Origin of the sequence: Cyanobacterium sp. T60_A2020_053 (assembly GCA_015272165.1) — a bacterium.
Lineage (GTDB): Bacteria > Cyanobacteriota > Cyanobacteriia > Cyanobacteriales > Cyanobacteriaceae > Cyanobacterium.
The window spans coordinates 1-18,198 of sequence record JACYMF010000059.1; the positions used below are offsets into that span (position 1 = coordinate 1).

Here is an 18,198-nt window from a genome sequence, read left to right on the forward strand (position 1 = left end):
AGCCCCTCGGGACAATAGTTCTATGCCTGTCTTCATCATTCTAAAAGCGCCCCTCTGCGGGTGCCTTTTTTTTGACTATTTATATTTATCTATAATCAGGTTTGATCATAGATTTGAGATTACCTCGAAAGAAAAAACACCATTAGCCAAAACGGTGCCTATTTATCGCCAATTATTGAAAGTGCAAACTGCATGTAGAAAATTTAGAACCGACGAAAGCTGCATAATCTCCTGAAGGTTTACATATACTTGTCATTTCTTTATTACGGTGGAGGGTTCTTTTTTCTTGATTTATCGTTTTAATCTTTTGAGAAACTTTAAGATTCATTAAGATTTAGTTAATATGGAATAAAGAAATAAACATATAATCATACCACCAACCATGCTTGATTTAGAAAACTTCAGTAATCCTTCTCCCATTACTGAAAATACCTTTATCCCCTCAGCTTCTCCTCTCAGTCTCGCACAAGGGGAAAAATTTGCTTCTCGTCATCTCGGTATCAGCGCCCTCCACCGTGCCAGAATATTAAATAGTCTAAATTATGATAGTTTAGAGCAATTAATTGATGAAGCTGTACCTCCTGCCATTCGTTTAAATCAACCTCTTAATATACCTTCAGCCATTAGTGAATATGAAGCGCTACAAGAATTAAGGGCAATGGCAGAAAAAAATCAGGTGTTTAAGTCTTATATCGGCATGGGTTACAGTAATTGCATTACTCCCCCAGTGATTCAGCGTAACATATTAGAAAATCCCAACTGGTACACCGCTTACACCCCCTATCAACCCGAAATCGCGCAGGGAAGACTAGAAGCGCTGTTAAACTATCAAACCATGATTATTGATTTGACAGGGTTAGAAATTGCCAACGCTTCCTTATTAGATGAAGGCACGGCGGCAGCAGAAGCTATGACCATGAGTTATGGTGTGTGTAAAAATAAATCGCAAACTTTTTTTGTGGATGCTAATTGTCACCCCCAAACCATTGAAGTTATTAAAACAAGGGCGAAATATTTAGAAATTGAGGTTATTATTAAGCATCCCCAAGATTTTGACTTTAATAGCCCTATTTTTGGCGCTTTATTCCAATATCCTGCCACAGACGGCACAATTTACGACTATAGCACCGTAATTGAGCAAATTCATCAACAAAAAGGCTTAGTAATTTTTGCCAGTGACTTACTCAGTTTAGCCCTGTTAAAATCCCCTGGTGAATTTAATGTGGATATAGCTGTGGGCAATACCCAACGTTTTGGTGTACCATTAGGTTATGGTGGCCCTCATGCCGGTTATTTTGCCACGAAGGAAGAATATAAACGGCAAATACCGGGGCGCATCGTGGGAGTTTCTAAAGATAGTCACGGGGGAAGGGCGCTACGTCTTGCCCTACAAACCAGAGAGCAACATATTCGCCGTGATAAAGCTACCAGTAATATTTGTACGGCGCAAGTTTTACTTGCCGTCATTGCTTCTACTTTTGCGGTATATCATGGTGCTGAAGGTATCAGAAATATTGCTCAAACTGTCCATGATTTGACTAGGGTGACGGGCGCTGGATTACTTAAACTCGGTTATTCTCTCCAATCTCATCATTTTTTCGATACTATCACCGTTAATATTGACGATAGCGGCTTAATCGAGCAAATTCGCACTAAAGCAGAAGCAGAAAAAATCAATTTCCGTTACTATCCCCAAGCTATTGGTATTAGTTTAGATCAAACTACTACCTTAGAAAATATTAAGCAAATTTGGGCGATTTTTGCTCAAAATCAGGCAATTAACTTCACTCTCGATGATTTAGGCGTAGATAGCTTAGGCATTGACGAAAAATGGCAAAGAAACAGCGCCTATCTAACGGAAGCAATTTTTAATCAATATCATAGCGAAACGGAATTATTACGCTATCTCCACCGCCTCGAAAGTAAAGATTTATCCCTGACGACTTCTATGATTGCCCTCGGCTCATGTACCATGAAGTTAAATGCCACTGCCGAAATGTTACCCGTTACTTGGGCGCACTTCAACGAAATTCATCCCTATGCGCCCTCCACCCAAACTTTGGGCTATCAAAACCTTTTTGCTCAATTAGAGGCATGGTTAGGCGAAATAACGGGCTTTGCTGGAATATCTTTACAACCCAATGCTGGTTCTCAGGGTGAATATGCAGGGTTACAAGTTATCCGTAAATACCATGACAGTCGAGGGGAAAATCACCGTAATATCTGTTTAATTCCCGAATCAGCGCACGGCACCAATCCAGCTAGCGCGGTAATGTGTGGCTTAAAAGTAGTACCGGTGAAGTGCGACAGTCAAGGGGATATTGACATTAACGATTTACGCACCAAGGCGGAAAAACATCAAGGGCAGTTGTGCGCTTTGATGATTACCTATCCTTCCACTCACGGGGTATTTGAGCAAGGGGTTAAGGATATTTGCGCCATTATCCATGAATTTGGGGGGCAAGTTTATCTCGATGGTGCTAATATGAATGCCCAAGTTGGCTTATGTCGCCCCGGTGATTTTGGTGCTGATGTGTGTCATCTCAATTTGCATAAAACCTTCTGTATCCCACACGGTGGCGGTGGTCCGGGCGTTGGACCTATTGGAGTAATGGCTCATCTTGTGCCGTTTTTACCTAGTACAGATTTATTAAGTAACGATCAATCTATCGGTATGATTAGCGCGGCGCCTTGGGGTAGTGCTAGTATTTTACCTATTTCGTGGGTGTATATGAGGATGATGGGCGCTGATGGTTTAACGGAAGCCACAAAAATCGCCATTTTGAATGCCAATTATATTGCGCATCGTCTCGCGCCTCATTATCCCATCCTCTTTACGGGTAAATCGGGATTAGTTGCCCATGAGTGTATCATCGATTTACGCCCTTTGCGCAAAACTGCTGGAATTGAGGTGGAAGATGTGGCAAAACGGTTAATTGATTACGGTTTCCATGCGCCCACCATGTCTTGGCCTGTGGCTGGTACAATGATGATTGAACCGACTGAAAGTGAGTCTTTACCTGAATTAGACCGTTTTTGTGAGGCAATGATTAGCATTCGGGAGGAAATTCGCTCTATCGAAAATGGTGACATGGATAAAACCGATAATCCCTTGAAAAATGCACCCCATACGGCGCTTAGTGTTATGGGTGAGTGGAATCACTCTTATAGTCGAGAAATGGCTTGTTATCCTGCTTCTTGGACGAAAGAGCATAAATTCTGGAGTAGTGTGGGCAGAGTTGATAATGCTTGGGGCGATCGTAATTTAATTTGTTCTTGTGTGGGCATGGAGAATTATTAATAATGGATAATTGACAATTAATTCTCCATCTTGTCTCCCTTTCTTCCCCTTCTCCTTTGCTTCCCTTTCCTTCCTTTTGATTCAGCATAGCAAATGGTGGGCAATGCCCACTCTACAGCACTATTATAAAAGATTATATCTTCGTAATTTACCCACCGTGTAATGAATTACACGGCTAATAGTTTTTCGTTCAATAAATTGAACTAAGATATTGATATTACTAATTTGTAACTAATCAAATGGACTTGATATAATATAAATTTATGACTTTTAATGAAGTTGTTGAATCAATTAAAACTTTATCTACAGAGGAAAAAGAAGAAATTAAATCACTTATTGATCACTACTTAATAGAGGGGAAAAGAGAGGAAATTTATCAAAATTATCTTGTTAGCGAACAAAGAGAAAAAGAAGGTAAATTAAATTATTCTTCAGACATAAATGAACTAATGAACTTTTTAGAAGAAAAATAAACTTCTCCAGAAATACAGGCAAGATGCCTGTTTCACGGTGCAAAAATCCTAATCATTAAGGGCTTTTAACAACACTTCTCCCATTTCCTGACACCCTACGGCCACAGCGCCCTCCGCCATAATATCACCGGTACGATAACCTTGATCTAATACTGTCAATACTGCTTTTTCGATCAGATCAGCGCCCTCCCCCTCATGCAAACCATATCGTAACATCATGGCGACACTGAGAACTTGAGCGAGGGGGTTAGCCTTATTTTGCCCCGCAATGTCGGGCGCTGAACCATGGACAGGCTCAAACAAACCGGGGCGGAGTGCGCCTATACTAGCAGAAGGTAACATCCCAATACTGCCGGTTAACATGGCGGCGGCATCGGAGAGAATATCACCGAATAAATTACCCGTAACAATAGTATCAAACTGTTTCGGATTGCGCACTAACTGCATGGCGACATTATCCACATACATATGGGTTAACTCCACGTCAGGATATTCCGAAGCCATAGCAGTGACTCGATCTCGCCATAATTGTGACACATCCAGCACGTTGGCTTTATCCACTGAGCAGAGCCTTTTTTGACGTTTTTGCGCCGTTTCAAAGGCTACCTTGGCAATACGGTCGATTTCTGAATCGGTATAAGCCATGGTATTAACCCCCCGTTTTTCCCCTGTTTCTGCGGTAAAAATGCCTTTTGGTTGCCCAAAATAAATCCCCCCCGTCAATTCTCGCACCACCATAATATCCACCCCTTCCACTACTTCTTTTTTCAAGCTGGAAGCGTCAATTAATTGAGGTAAAATAGTAGCAGGGCGCAAGTTAGCAAATAGTTGTAAAGCTGAACGAATGCCTAATAAACCCGTTTCAGGGCGCAATTCTCTGGGCAAATTATCCCATTTATAACCGCCAATGGCAGCTAGTAAGACAGCATCGCTTTTTAAGCAAGTATCAACGGTTTCTGGGGGGAGAGGGGCGCCGGTGGCATCAATGGCAGCGCCACCAATTAACGCAGTTTTGAGGTTAAATTTTAAGTCACAGCGCACGCCAATGGTTTCTAATACCTTAACAGCTACTGCCATAATTTCTGGTCCGATACCGTCACCGGGTAACAAGGTAATCGTATATTCTTTCGTCATAATCCTTTCTTGTCAATATATCATTACAAATATTACCTTAGTTCGGAGCAGGGCGTTTTCAAAGTCAGGTATAAAATTGATTTGTTTAGCAGGGGAAGCAGAGGAAGCAAGGGAGAAAGGGGAGATTTTTTCTATTCATTGATTTATTAGTAGTTAAAATATCTGGAAGAATCTTTTTTCATCGAAAAGAATCAAAACTTATTACTTTTTACTTGTTACTTATTACTTTGTCTCAACTAAAAATTTTAGAATGAAAACGCCCTGCTAGAAGGGGTTGAGAGATGTTTAATATTTAAACAGGTAATTTATTTTTAATACTTTCTAAAATTCCGAGTAATTCCTTGATTTTAGTCAAATCTTTTTGACCCGGAGAAATTTCCACACTACTAGAAATATCAAGACCATCACAAGTAAGAGTCTCAAAGGCTTCCACCACATTATCAGCGCCCACCCCCCCAGCCAATAACCAAGGGCGAGAAGGACGAAAATCACTCATTTGTGACCATGGAAAAGTTTTGCCCGTGCCACCATAAACATCTTTTTGATAAGTGTCTATGAGCAAAGTATCCACCACAGGGAGATATATTTCCGCTTCTTGTCTCGCTCCACTATCTTTATATCTAATCGCTTTGATAATTTCAATTTCGGGGAAAATTTCCCTTAATGAAGAACAAAATTGAGGTGTTTCTTCGCCGTGTAATTGTACTCCCGTTAAGCCAGTTTCATTGACTATTTGGGTAATATTTTCGATAGTTTCATTCACAAAAACACCGATAGTGCTAATTTCTGGCGGTAATTGTTTAATAATTTCGTTAATAGCTGACGGGGAAACATAACGAGGAGATTTCCTAACACAGATAAAACCAATGGTATCAACCCCAAAATCAGTTATAGCTTGGGCTTGTTTTATGTTAGTAACTCCACAAATTTTTAAGCGCATAATCAGATCATTTTTTATTTTGAGTAATAAAAGTTAACAAAAAAATATTAATTAAAGTTAAGAAAAGAGGTAAAAAAGTAAGTAAAAATAATAAAATAGCAAAATATTTAATCAATATCAATTTAACATAAAATGAACTTAATCATTAATTCTGTTTTGGCTGAAGTTGTGCCTTCTACGGTGACATGGACTTATAAAGTAGCACTGGTAATGATTGCCTCAAATTTAGTAGCAGTTTTCATCGGGCGCTTTGCTATCAAAAAATCGGGCAGTGGCCCTGATTTACCATTTCCGAAACCTGCTTTATGGAAAAATTTTGGTCTGCCTGAGTTACTAGCTACTGCTAGTTTAGGTCATGTTTTGGGCGCTGGTTTTATTCTCGGTTTAGGTAATGCTGGATTATTATAGTTAATGAGGACAAGAGAATTAGGAATTATGAAATAATAATTTCCTTTGCCCTTTTGATCAATTATCCATTATTTATTATTATGCAATTATCCCCTCAAGAACAAGATAAACTGACAATTTTTACGGTTGGTTTATTGGCGGAAAGAAGAAAAGCGAAAGGCTTAAAACTCAATTATCCTGAAGCGGTAGCCTACATTTCCTCAGCTATTTTGGAGGGCGCTAGGGAGGGGCAATCCGTGGCACAATTAATGAGTTATGGTAAAACCCTGTTAACCCGTGATGATGTCATGGATGGCATTGCGGAAATGATTGATGAGGTGCAAGTAGAGGCTACTTTTCCAGATGGTACAAAATTAGTTACGGTACATAATCCCATTTTTTAAGATGAAAATAAAAAGAATTTGGGATACATTAACTTATTTTGATGTTATACCTAGTTTTCCTTGTCTCTCAAAATTTTTTCCAGCGCCCTCCACCCCAAATCAGTTAACCATGAATAACATCTTAGTATGTAGTAATCAAACTCCTTTAGCGGAAGATACCATCAAATTTTTACAAGAAAAAAATTATCCTGTAACCGTTATTACCCCTCAAACTCCCCTTAACAGTGGCATTTTTACCAGAGTTACGCAAATAATCTGTTTTAGTGAATCATTTAACCCAGAAATTATCAATCTATTGAATAAGTATTTACAACCGCAGGAAACTTATTTATTTAATTTTGCCCATCCTGACTCCAGTATCAAGGAAAGTTGGGGTGCGGTGGATGATGTGGTAATGGGAGGTGTCAGTGAAAGTCGTTTGCTAATGGCTTCTAATGAGGTTATTTTTACGGGGAATGTTTCCACCGCTAATAACGGCGGTTTTGCTTCCATACGCACCAAAAATTTCACTCCTCCTTTGGATTTGTCGGCTTATGAAACCATTTTGCTAAGGGTAAAAGGTGACGGCAATCGTTACAAATTTATTACCCGTTGTGAAGGCAAATGGGATGGTATTAGTTACTGTTATTCTTTTGACACCGTTAAAGATACATGGCAAACTGTGGAGATTAAATGTGCTGATTTAATTCCCGTTTTTCGTGCTAAAACTGTGCCAGAAGCTGGAAATTTTGACCGTAGTAAGGTTTACTCTTTGCAATTAATGCTCAGTAAATTTGAGTATGATGGCGGTTATAACCCTTCTTTTCAAGCAGGTAATTTTAATCTTGCCTTAGAGTGGATTAAAGGGGGAGGGGCGCACGGTTTACCAAAAGTGATTATTATTGGGAATAATTCTTTTTCTCTTTCCACTCCTCATCATTGCCATTATGTAGAAAATTATGCTGATTTGTAAGTTAAGCAAAGATTCCCTTTGCGTCTTCGCGCCTTTGCGAGAAACAAAAAACGTGGTTAAAACTTGTTTATTTAATTGCTGATTCATAAGGGTTAAGACATACTACAAGCATCAAAAAATACGAAAAATCACGCTTTTTTTTCAAAATTTCTAATTCTTTTACTACAAATCAACAATCATTGATGAAAACTAGGAATTTTTAAGAAGCTATTATTATGGTAAAAGGTTTGATTTTTCATTCTTTAACCTGATACCTGACACCTGATGCCTGATACCTATCCTCATCAAAAGACTATTTCAGCAACTCCTAATTCTCCCTAATTCCTAGCTCTTGTTTGAGCATAATTATGGATTTTTCACTAACATAATTATTACTACAGAATATGTGAGGAGGTCGGATCAAATCTTCTTGTAGAGTAATAATTAACTTTTTAATGGTACTATAACTACGATGATCGCAAATGATGGTGTGCGCCCGACTAACAATACTTTTGAGGCGACGGGAATCATTAGTTTGAGCGGTAATAGTATCAATTTCGTTACCGCGCAGACTTTGGACCATCATTTCTGCTACCTTCAGAATACCACTACTGAGGCTGACGATACCTAAACAGCAATGGGCTGGTAATTTTTTGATAATTTGCAATTCTTGATGATAGTCATAAATATCAAGGGGAATCACCCTAGTGGATTCGAGGGAAACCGTTTCTAATACTTCCGTGACAAAATAACGACTGGTAACAATGGTAGCGCCCTTATTCTCACCGACAACTTGACTTAATTCCTCTAGGGGGATGAGTTGAATGGGTAAATTTAGCGCCCGTTGTAACTCCAGCGCCATCAATTTTCCAGCGCCCATATCCGTATCTGGCACAGTGACGAGGATTAAGGCATTACAACTCAAACGCCAATCTATTTCCGCTAAAAATAACTCTCTAATTTGATTAAGATTAGAGCCTGAGAGGATAAGCTGATCTATGGTAGCACTAATAATTTTTTCAGCTTCGGGATATTGTCTCAAAATCGAGCCATGGGGTTTAATCATGCCTTCATTACCTTGAGCCTTAACATAAATTCCTGATCCTGTCAAGGAATCGACTAAGCCAATTTTTTCTAATTTTTGATATATCTTACTGATGGTATTACGATGTAAACCAGTTATTTGTGCTAGTTGTCTTGTACTAGGAAGCCTTTGTCCTGGGGGGTATTGACGAGAAGCGATGGCAAACTGAATTTGATCAAACAGTTGTTGGGAGGGCGCTATGTCACTATCGGGGTGAAGTTGAAAGTTAACCATCTTGGCAGGGGGGAAAGGGTGGAAAGGGAAGCAAGGGAGAAGGGGAGGCAGGGGAAGAAAATTTAGAATTTAGAATTTAGAAAACAATTACTTCTACATTCTTCATTCCTTTCATTATCAATTATCCCTTACCCTTTGCCCTTTTAACTTTTCCCCTTCAAAACCTACTACGAAAACCTAATTATTTTTCGCCGCCTAAAATTTGGTTTTTTAAGCCGTTAAACTCGGAAAATAATTCTTGACGAGTGGAAGCCTTGAGTAGGTAGCGAGTGGTAAACCAAGCACTATATCCTAAACCTACCAATTCGAGGATAGAAGAAAGTAGGGGAATATTATCAATGGCATCTAACACGGATAGAGTAATATAAACAGTGATGGCGGCGGTGACAATTAAGCCGAAGCTAGTCAAGGGTTGCTTATAGTCAGAAAAAAATCCCCCTAATTGATCAGGCACTTTGGCTAAAAAATCCACGATTACATCCACCCATTCCTGCCATGCTGGTTCTCCTCCAGAGACGCTGGTGGTTGATTTACTAAGCATTACAGCCATATCATCATCCATTTGGTTCATGGTTTCTTGTGCTTTGGTTTCGGTTTCTTGAAATTGTGATTCCATAATAATTCTCCCTAATCTTAAATGATGGTAAATATGTTTTGGTCAGATTAAACAATTATTAAATGTACTGACTTTTGCTCATATTATCAAACACTTTTCTTAATTCGGGTCATTTTCTTATTAACTGTTAATGATTTTTCTTTCTCAGATGGTAACATAATAGAATAAAACTACTATTCATACTTACCTAGTAGTATATGAGTGGCGGAGGGCGCTGGATAATGTTACCTATTATCAAAGAGTTTTTAGAGAAATACAATCCTTATTTACAACCATTTTATTTTTTCACAGCTTGGGTTTTACTGATTCTTCTGGGAATTAATCTGGTTAAAACTGTGACAGATATTTGGCAACGTAGTCAAAAAATGCACGAGATTCCTTGTAGTAATTGTCAATATTTTACCAATGATCATCGTCTTAAATGTACTGTACAACCAAATTTAGCTAATACTTATGAAGCTGTTAATTGTCCTGATTTTATTGCTCAAAAAAAGTATTAATGGCTCTTATACTTTGAGTATGATAAGTTATTGGTTGGTATAGGGCAAAGGTTAATTCATCACTCATAATTCATAATTCATCACTTAAACCATGATTCCCAAAAAATTAACCCTCAATAATTTTATCAGTTATCGTCAAGCAAGTTTAGATTTTAGTGGTTTACATACTGCTTGTATTTGTGGGGCGAATGGCGCTGGTAAATCTTCTTTATTAGAAGCTATTACTTGGGCAATTTGGGGGGAAACAAGGGTAGATAAAGATGATGATTTAATCTATTTAGGTGAAACAAATACTAGGGTTGATTTTGAATTTCTTTATAATGAGCAACACTACCGCATCATTCGTACGAAAAAGCTCAAAGGTAATAAAACTTTAGATTTTCAAATTTGTCATAATGGCGAATTTAATTCTCTTTCTGGTAAAAATCTTACTGATACTCAAAATAATATTGATGAATGTTTGAAGGTTGACTATAAAACTTTTATTAATTCTGCTTATTTAAAACAAGGTCAAGCCGATGAATTTATGAGCAAAACGGCAGCAGAAAGGAAAGAAATATTGTTTAAATTACTCAAATTAGATGACTACGAAAAAATAGTAGAAAAAGCTAAAGCAGAAGCTAAACAATATAAAACTGAGTTTGATCAATTAGAGGGAAAATTAATATATTTACAAAGTCAATTGGAGACTAGAGAAGATTTAAATATTCAGTTGGATAATCTGAATAAAGACTTAATTTATTATCAAAATGAACAGAACAATATCGAGCAAAAAGTTAGAGATTTAAGTAGTTTAAATAGTCAACGGGAAGGTTTAACTCAACAGTTGAAAAGCTACCAAAATTTATTATTAGAAATCAATCAAAGTATATCCCAAGTAAGTCAAGATAGTGTTAATATTGCCCAAGAAATTAAACGTTTAGAAGATATTCTTTTTCAAGAAGAAGATATTATTAGTAATTATCAGCGTTTAAATGATTTAACTCAAGAAGATAATGAGCTAAGAGATAAGTTTAAGCAGTATAGTCGGGCGCTGGATCAAAGAAGGGAAGCAGAAAATCAATTATCACAAGAGTTAAGACAATTAGAACAACAAATTAATCAAATTCAAGCAGAGTTAAGTAGTTTAGATAAACAAGAAAAAGAGTGTCAAAAGACAATCAAAGATCGAGATAAAATTATTCATGAAGTAGAGCAACTTAAATATTATCGTCAACAACTGCAAGAGTTAGATAACAAATTACAAAATTTTAATGTTTTACAAAAAGAAGCAAATAAATTAAATCAAGAGTTAGAAATTGAGCGTAACAACTTAGAATTTCAACTCAAAGAAACTCAAGCTAAACAAGATAAATTAAATAGTAAATTAGCAAATATTCCTCAAGTTAGAAAACAATACTTTGATATTCGTCAACAAATTAAGGAAATTGAAAAAGTTAAAAATTTCATAATAAGAATTGAAGAAAAAAAAGCAACCCAAACTATAAAAAAACAACGATTTATCGACCAACAAAATAATAATTCAGCGCACGTCACCAAAAGCAAAGAAAAATTACTTACCCTAAAAACAGATAATAGCGCCCTCTGCCCTTTATGTGAAACCCCGTTAGATGATAACCACCGTAACCATGTTATGGATAATACTACCGCAGAAATTGAACAATTACGGGCGCAAAATAGTCAGTTAGACGGCGATATTCATAGTTGTGATAGGGAAATCAAAAAACTTGAGCAAGAATTGACAGAATTAAACCAGAAAATAGCCAATGAGAATAATTTACAACAGCAATTTTTAAAACTAGAAAATAATTTGGGGGAAATGGATGAAATTATGGCGGAGAAGGGCGCTATTGAAATGGTTATTGAGTCTTTAAATAATTTATTGACAATGGAAAGTTATTTACCCCATATTCGAGAAGAATTAACGGTGGTAGAAAGTCAAATTAAAGCCCTAAATTTTAGTCAAGAAACTTATACCCTCGTCAAGAATCAAGAAAAAACCTATCAATGGGCAGAAATTAACCTACAAGATTTGAAAAAAGCAGAATTGAAGTTATTAAAAATTGACGAGGATAAAATCAAATTAGAAAATAATTTATCTACTCTCAATCAAACCTTAAAAGACATTAATCAAAACTCAATTTGGCAACAAAAAATTAATCAGTTAAATAATGACATTGAGGAGATTAATTATAATCGTGACTACCATAATGATATTCAATCAGAATTACCAAATCTACAACTATATCGAGATAAATATAGTCAATTACAAGAAGCTAAAAAACAATTACCATTATCAACCATTAAAAAAGATGATTACCAACAAAAATTAACTAATTATCAACAAAATAAATTAACTCAAGAAGAAAATATCAAACAAATTCAACAACAAATTTCCTCATCTATTGACTATAGTCAAGACTTAGCTAAATTAGAAAATCAACTCAATATCTCGAAAAATAGCGTTAATAGATTGTTACAGAAGAAGGGCGCTGTTGAACAATCTTTAACTAATCTAAAAAATGATCAAGAGGAATTAAAAGAAATCAATAAATTAATTAAAGAAACTCAGAAAAAACAAAGAATATATGATGAATTAAGTAAGGCTTTTCATAAAAATGGTATTCCTACATTGATATTAGAAAATATTTTACCTCAAATAGAAACAGAAGCAAATAATATTTTAAGTCGCCTCACTAACAATCAACTAAATATTCAATTTATCACCCAACAAGAAAAAGCAAATAGTAGTAAAAAAAGTAAAAAAAATGATGATAATTATAAAGATACCCTTGATATAATTATTTCTGATGCACAAGGATCAAGGGCTTATGAAACCTATTCGGGAGGAGAAAATTTCCGTATTAACTTTTCCATTCGTCTGGCTTTATCTCGTATCCTCGCGCAAAGATCAGGAACTCCTTTACAATTATTGATCATTGATGAGGGTTTTGGTACTCAAGATGATGTGGGCTGTAACAACTTAATCAGCGCCCTCAACACCATCGCCAGTGACTTTGCTTGTATCTTAACCGTGACGCATATGCCACAATTTAAAGAAGCCTTCAGCGCCCGTATCGAAATCACCAAAACTGATGAAGGCTCACAAATTCATTTATCTACTTAGGGCTTGATGAAAAAGTGGTGTTGTTGAAGGAAATGGATAGTGAAAAGGATTATCAATCAAAGACTTTAGCCTAACTAGGGATGTAGAGAAAAGGGAAAAGGGAAAAGTTTTAGGCTTTTTATAAAAAAAGGTGGGCATTGCCCACCCTACAGACTAAGTTAAAAGACACTGATTAGAAATACATACCAGCTTCTTGAACTTTCTCGATTTGTTTTTTCTTCAACACAAGGAGAATTTGAGCCAACATGATACCAGCAATGAAAACTAAGAACCAGGCGATGCGCGCTGGGCTTTGTAACACTACTTCAGTATCTTTTTGACCAAAACCACCTACGTTAGGATCGTTAGTTAAAAGTTCACCACTCGCCACTTTTTGATTTAAGCTAACAATTAACTCAGGTCCGACGGGAATTTCTACAGTTTTAATCTCTCCTTCATCTGGGGTAATAGTTACCACATAACCACCAGCTTCTGGTTCACTAATTTCCGTAACTGTACCAGCAACAGGAGATTTAAAAGCATTATTATTGCTTAATTGACCAGTAGGATATACTTGACCTCTGCCACGATTAGCACCTAAATGCACGGAATATTTACCGAAATGAATATTAGGATTTTTGGCAGGATCGGGAGAAAGTACAGGGAAAATAATTTCCTCATAGTCATCACCGGGCATGGGGCCCACTAACACCCAGTTTTCTTGACCTTCACGGTAAGATTGATAGTAAACTCCACCGATTTTTTCCTTCATTTCTTCGGGAATACGGTCATCAGGGGCAATACTGAAGCCGTCAGGTAACATTAATACGGCACCAACGTTTAAACCACCTTTAGAGCCATCTCCTAAAATTTGTTGTTGAGAATGATCGTAAGGAATTTTTACCACTGCTTCAAATACAGTATCAGGTAATACCGCTTGAGGAATTTCTACTTCCGCAGGTTTACTAGCAAGGTGACAGTTAGCACAGACAATGCGCCCGGTGGCTTCTCTGGGAGTCATGGGAGCAGTTTCCTGCGCCCAAAAGGGATAAGCGTTGGCTACTTGTACATCATGGACAAGGAAAAAACAGAGTGATGCTACCGCCACTAGCATCAACCGAGTCAAATTTTTCATCATTAGAATTTAAAACTGATTATTTCGATTAGTTAGTATTTTTTAAATTAAGCCCACCAAGGATCAGAACCGTCACGGAAGTCGGTCTCTTCCCAGTTAGTGAAGACTACTTTATCATCTTGTACATCAGCGTGTACTAAGGCTAAGGAGAGGGGCGCTGGGCCTCTGACCATTTTACCTTCACTGTTGTACTGTGAACCGTGACAAGGACAGATAAATTTATCTTCGGAAGCATTCCAAGGCACTACACATCCTAAGTGAGTACATACAGCGTTTAAGCCGTAGGAAGCGATTTGTTTGTCTTCAGTGATAATAACGTAAGTAGGATCACCTTTTAAGCCTTGGGCTAAACTACGATCTCCAGCGCCATGGGATGCAATGTAGTTACTAGCTACTAGGTCGTTACCTAATTTATCTTTAGCTGTTAAACCACCACCAGCGCCCCCCGCCGATTTAGGAATAAAATAGCTAACAACTGGATATAAAGCTCCGGCAGCAATACCGGTAATAGTACCGAAAGTCAGTAAATTCATAAACTGACGGCGCCCCATATCCGGAACATCGGAGTTGACAGGAATTTGTGTCATAACTTAATTATCTAATTTTAATGTCTTTAATTTTGAGGGAAATTTGCTTAAACCAGCTTTTTACAGGGAGGTTTATTTTAGCTACTACCTTCAATTATTACAAAAAATGAACTCTTTTGAGCAACTATATATTGAAGTGGAGTATTTTATCCACGATAAGGAGAATTACTGAAAATTTTGTACCGCATAAATTTTAGTTCGAGAAAAATCCACGGCAATGCCATAACCAAATTTTGTATAGTTAGGATCGAGAAGATTTTTTCTATGACCATCACTATACATTAACCCTCTTTGAAAGACCTCAACAATGCTGTAAGTTAATCTTGATTGAGAACTTTTTTGAAAAGAAATATTTTCAGCAACTCCTCGTACACCACCTAAGTTTATATAACGATCAGAAGGAGATAATCCTTCAGGTGTGTTATGGTTGAAATAATTTCTTCTTGCCATATCTTCGGCGTGAAGTTGTGCGGTTTTCGTTATTAAAGGATCAAATAATAAAGGCGGTAATCCATTATTTGGATGTTTTCTCACTTAGAATAGAGTCAGAGTAATTCAAACTGAATAAGTTGACCATGAGTACAGTTACAGAAAATGATTTGAGAGAGTTAAAAGACCTAATCAACTCAAAATTTGAACAAATTAACGAAAAAATCGAAAGTCGTTATCAATCATTGGATAGTAAACTCAATGACGTGAGATTTGATTTAGATAGTAAACTCAATGATGTGAGATTTGATTTAGATAGTAAACTCAATGAGGTGAGAGGTGATTTAGACGGTAAACTCAATGAGATGAAAGTTGATACGGCTACTCTAAAGGAAGGACAAAATGGCATCAATAAAAGATTAGATAACCTAGATTTTATTGCTCGGAGTGTCATTGGTGGTGTCATACTTGCTCTCATCGTAGGCTTATCAAAAGTGCTATATCCTAATCTATTAGGTTAAAATTTTGATTAATCTTCAAGACATCATATCTGGTAACATTGACTAAACTAATCCGAATTAAAATATTATTTTACTAACAATATGCCTTTACTAACTACGGGAAAATCTTTTATAAAAAGTTTGGAAAAATCAGGCGCTGTGGCGGTATATGCACCCTTAGAAGGTGGGTTTGAAGGGCGCTATCAAAGACGTTTACGGGCTAATGGTTATCATAGCCTCAGTATTTCTGCACGGGGTTTGGGAGATTTAAGCGCCTATTTAATGGGTTTTCATGGCGTACGCCCAGCGCACCTCGGCAAGAAAAATATTGCTCAAGAAGGCTCTGTAGGTCCTATTTATTTTGTACCGCCCATTGCTTTAAGTCAGATAGAAAATCTCCCTCCCAAGTCTAAAGGATTAGTTTTATGGATTATTGAAGGATTTGTTCTATCTAATCAGGAAAAAGAGTATTTGTTGAATTTACCTAAAATTGAGCCTCGCATCAAAATTGTTTTAGAGTTGGGTGGAGAGCGCTATTTTCGTTGGCAACCTCTCGCCGATGTTTTAGCTTCTGTCGCTTAATTAGGCGAAAAACTGCAATTGTGAAGGGAAAGGGAAGCAGAGGAGAAGGGGAAGCAGAGGAAACAGGGAGATAATTAATTATTAATTATGAATTTCCTTTGCCCTTTGCCCTTTGCCCTTTTAACTTTGCCCCTTTTCTCCTTTGCCCTTTACTCCTGACTACTTTTTTTGGTTGCGGTGAAGGGCGCTTTTTTTGTCTTTTTTTATACCATGAGCCAATAAAATCAGCACTGTAATGACTCAGCGCCCCCAACTCTAAGCCCACACCTAAAGCGATCAATTCACGGACATAATACTTTAAAGATAAACTGGCGATAAAATCTGCCCAGCGCCACGGAAATAAGACAGCCGTTGCACCAATAATCAATAAACTGATTATCCCAATGATGAAAGACAAATATAAAACTCGGATTAATGTGCCAATAATGACACCATGGGAAAAAAAAGAACGATGACGTAATATCTTTTGATAGGGCAACCAAATAAATTTGCACCATCCCCAGCGCTTAAATTGCACGGAATAAATATCTAAATCAGGTCCAAACATCAAGCCACTAAACAAAAACCCTGAACTTACCAGAAAACCCGTTAATAAATCTCGGCTAATGATTACTGTAGAGACAAAAATACCCGGTAAACAAAGCCAAGTAATTTGATCATGATTTTTTCCTGAAGGCATCTTGCATTTTTTGAAAACAATCGTTATAATTATAGAGGTCAGCAAGGGCGATTAGCTCAGTGGTAGAGCGCCTGCCTTACAAGCAGGACGTCACTGGTTCAAATCCAGTATCGCCCATATTATTCGTTAAATCATCACTCAATTATCTTTCATTGATAATAACTTGGTGTTTAAAAGTAGTTTCTTATTCTTCATTCCAGCAACTACGCCATTGAGATTCGGCAAGGGCAATTTTATGCTGTCTATCAAGACGGCTATATTTCTTTTCAATAGTTATCAGTTTATCCATGATAGCTAACAGGGAAGGGCGCTGGGTTCTTAATTCAGGATCATTAAATTCGATTTCACTTAGGCGCAAACACACAGCCACAATAGGGGTAATATCTTTCGTTTCATCACTGCCTAAATGTTCTTTTTCGACAATTAAATTAATTAAATTATCACCATCAGAGCCCCCCACCGCAGCCTCACTATTTTCTAAAGCCATTGCCAGAATTTTACTAGGAATTTGAGCTGGTAAAATCTTATATTCTCGCAAAAAGTTATTAGTAGAAATAGAAATTTCTTTTAATGTTTCCCCCACAGAATATTCAATTTCAGCAAAGAAATTTATTATATCTCCTGGATTAATATTAGATAATTCTTCTTTTTCAATTAGCTGTAAATTAGCATCTTCTGATGGGGTGGAGGGCGCTGGTAATCCCGTTAAACTATGAGGAAAATCGGGAAATAAAGCACACTCTAACTTATCCATTTCTTCTAAAGTATTAGTTAAATGAGATAAAAAAACAGCGCCCTTCGCCTTAATTTTCTCTTGTAAATCAACCTTTTCACCGTAAGTTAAAACTAAAAACTGCTCAGGATATTTGTGAGTACAAATCTGATAACAAACAAAAACTAATTGTTTACTAACTACATTATGCAAACGCTGTAAATAAACATGGGAAAGCTCATATAACTCAGTAGCAAGAAGACGAGTTTCTGTTTCTAAAATCGTTAAATCATCCCGTAGCTTTTTGATTGACTTAGCCATTTTTTTCAGAATACTTCATTATTATTATTATCTAATAGCACTTCCCTGATACATTTATGCGGCACAATACGGTATATCCCCGTCCTGTGCCACAATAGCATCACCATCAAAAGAGATAGTGAAGGTCGTATCCGACAAAACTT

Annotated in this window: 18 protein-coding genes and 1 tRNA gene; 10 read left to right on the top strand and 9 right to left on the bottom strand. The window is 37.0% G+C overall.

The window, feature by feature from the left end:
* The first annotated feature begins 382 nt into the window (after positions 1-382).
* Both gcvP and IGQ45_08640 read left to right on the top strand, forming a co-directional pair.
* The gene (gene gcvP / locus IGQ45_08635; protein ID MBF2057276.1) at positions 383-3,301 is read left to right on the top strand and encodes an aminomethyl-transferring glycine dehydrogenase; all 2,919 of its coding nucleotides are present in this window, start codon (positions 383-385) and stop codon (positions 3,299-3,301) included.
* A 263-nt stretch (positions 3,302-3,564) separates the two neighbouring features.
* Positions 3,565-3,774 carry a hypothetical protein gene (locus IGQ45_08640; GenBank protein ID MBF2057277.1) on the top strand — a complete coding sequence of 70 codons (210 nt, stop codon included), beginning with the start codon at positions 3,565-3,567 and terminating at the stop codon, positions 3,772-3,774.
* 48 nt (positions 3,775-3,822) lie between these two features.
* Here the strand turns inward: IGQ45_08640 and leuB are convergent, their stop codons facing one another.
* Together leuB and IGQ45_08650 are read right to left on the bottom strand one after the other, a co-directional pair.
* A complete protein-coding gene (gene leuB / locus IGQ45_08645; protein MBF2057278.1) occupies positions 3,823-4,908 on the bottom strand; it encodes a 3-isopropylmalate dehydrogenase in 1,086 nt (361 codons plus the stop codon).
* Positions 4,909-5,200: 292 nt separating this feature from the next.
* Positions 5,201-5,848, bottom strand: a complete 648-nt coding sequence (locus tag IGQ45_08650; protein ID MBF2057279.1) for a phosphoribosylanthranilate isomerase — start codon at positions 5,846-5,848, stop codon at positions 5,201-5,203.
* 132 nt (positions 5,849-5,980) lie between these two features.
* Here IGQ45_08650 and psaK point away from each other — a divergent pair, with 132 nt between their 5' ends.
* The 3 genes from psaK (at position 5,981) to IGQ45_08665 (ending at position 7,591) form a co-directional block, all read left to right on the top strand.
* Positions 5,981-6,256, top strand: coding sequence for a photosystem I reaction center subunit PsaK (psaK, locus tag IGQ45_08655; protein MBF2057280.1), 276 nt, complete (start codon positions 5,981-5,983; stop codon positions 6,254-6,256).
* 80 nt (positions 6,257-6,336) lie between these two features.
* Complete coding sequence (gene ureA / locus IGQ45_08660) at positions 6,337-6,639, top strand: urease subunit gamma (protein MBF2057281.1); 303 nt, start codon at positions 6,337-6,339, stop codon at positions 6,637-6,639.
* Position 6,640: 1 nt separating this feature from the next.
* Complete coding sequence (locus IGQ45_08665) at positions 6,641-7,591, top strand: CIA30 family protein (GenBank protein MBF2057282.1); 951 nt, start codon at positions 6,641-6,643, stop codon at positions 7,589-7,591.
* A gap of 307 nt (positions 7,592-7,898) precedes the next feature.
* On the opposite strand, the gene IGQ45_08670 is transcribed toward IGQ45_08665, so the two are convergent.
* Positions 7,899-8,888 (bottom strand): GntR family transcriptional regulator, encoded by a 990-nt coding sequence (locus IGQ45_08670; GenBank protein ID MBF2057283.1) that lies wholly within the window; start codon positions 8,886-8,888, stop codon positions 7,899-7,901.
* Between the two features lie 181 nt (positions 8,889-9,069).
* On the bottom strand, positions 9,070-9,504 hold the full coding sequence (locus tag IGQ45_08675; protein ID MBF2057284.1) for a CAAD domain-containing protein: 435 nt from the start codon (positions 9,502-9,504) through the stop codon (positions 9,070-9,072).
* Between the two features lie 221 nt (positions 9,505-9,725).
* On the opposite strand from IGQ45_08675, the gene IGQ45_08680 reads away from it, so the two are divergent.
* Positions 9,726-10,004: a hypothetical protein gene (locus tag IGQ45_08680; protein MBF2057285.1), complete on the top strand. Its 279-nt coding sequence runs from the start codon at positions 9,726-9,728 to the stop codon at positions 10,002-10,004.
* Between the two features lie 91 nt (positions 10,005-10,095).
* Positions 10,096-13,131, top strand: coding sequence for an SMC family ATPase (locus IGQ45_08685; GenBank protein ID MBF2057286.1), 3,036 nt, complete (start codon positions 10,096-10,098; stop codon positions 13,129-13,131).
* A 172-nt stretch (positions 13,132-13,303) separates the two neighbouring features.
* Here IGQ45_08685 and IGQ45_08690 read toward each other — a convergent pair whose 3' ends face one another.
* The 3 genes from IGQ45_08690 to IGQ45_08700 form a co-directional block, all read right to left on the bottom strand.
* Complete coding sequence (locus tag IGQ45_08690) at positions 13,304-14,248, bottom strand: apocytochrome f (GenBank protein ID MBF2057287.1); 945 nt, start codon at positions 14,246-14,248, stop codon at positions 13,304-13,306.
* A 44-nt stretch (positions 14,249-14,292) separates the two neighbouring features.
* Complete coding sequence (locus IGQ45_08695) at positions 14,293-14,832, bottom strand: cytochrome b6-f complex iron-sulfur subunit (protein MBF2057288.1); 540 nt, start codon at positions 14,830-14,832, stop codon at positions 14,293-14,295.
* A gap of 165 nt (positions 14,833-14,997) precedes the next feature.
* Positions 14,998-15,366, bottom strand: a complete 369-nt coding sequence (locus IGQ45_08700; GenBank protein ID MBF2057289.1) for a CAP domain-containing protein — start codon at positions 15,364-15,366, stop codon at positions 14,998-15,000.
* Positions 15,367-15,407: 41 nt separating this feature from the next.
* Between IGQ45_08700 and IGQ45_08705 the strand changes: the two genes are divergently transcribed.
* Entirely contained in the window at positions 15,408-15,782 is a 375-nt protein-coding gene (locus IGQ45_08705) for a hypothetical protein (GenBank protein ID MBF2057290.1), read from the top strand.
* A gap of 81 nt (positions 15,783-15,863) precedes the next feature.
* Complete coding sequence (locus tag IGQ45_08710; protein ID MBF2057291.1) at positions 15,864-16,343, top strand: NAD(P)H-quinone oxidoreductase subunit N; 480 nt, start codon at positions 15,864-15,866, stop codon at positions 16,341-16,343.
* A gap of 85 nt (positions 16,344-16,428) precedes the next feature.
* Here the strand turns inward: IGQ45_08710 and IGQ45_08715 are convergent, their stop codons facing one another.
* The gene (locus IGQ45_08715; protein MBF2057292.1) at positions 16,429-17,022 is read right to left on the bottom strand and encodes a metal-binding protein; all 594 of its coding nucleotides are present in this window, start codon (positions 17,020-17,022) and stop codon (positions 16,429-16,431) included.
* 45 nt (positions 17,023-17,067) lie between these two features.
* Between IGQ45_08715 and IGQ45_08720 the strand changes: the two genes are divergently transcribed.
* Positions 17,068-17,139, top strand: a tRNA-Val gene (locus IGQ45_08720).
* 67 nt (positions 17,140-17,206) lie between these two features.
* On the opposite strand, the gene IGQ45_08725 is transcribed toward IGQ45_08720, so the two are convergent.
* The gene (locus tag IGQ45_08725) at positions 17,207-18,055 is read right to left on the bottom strand and encodes a hypothetical protein (GenBank protein ID MBF2057293.1); all 849 of its coding nucleotides are present in this window, start codon (positions 18,053-18,055) and stop codon (positions 17,207-17,209) included.
* Positions 18,056-18,198 lie beyond the last annotated feature (143 nt).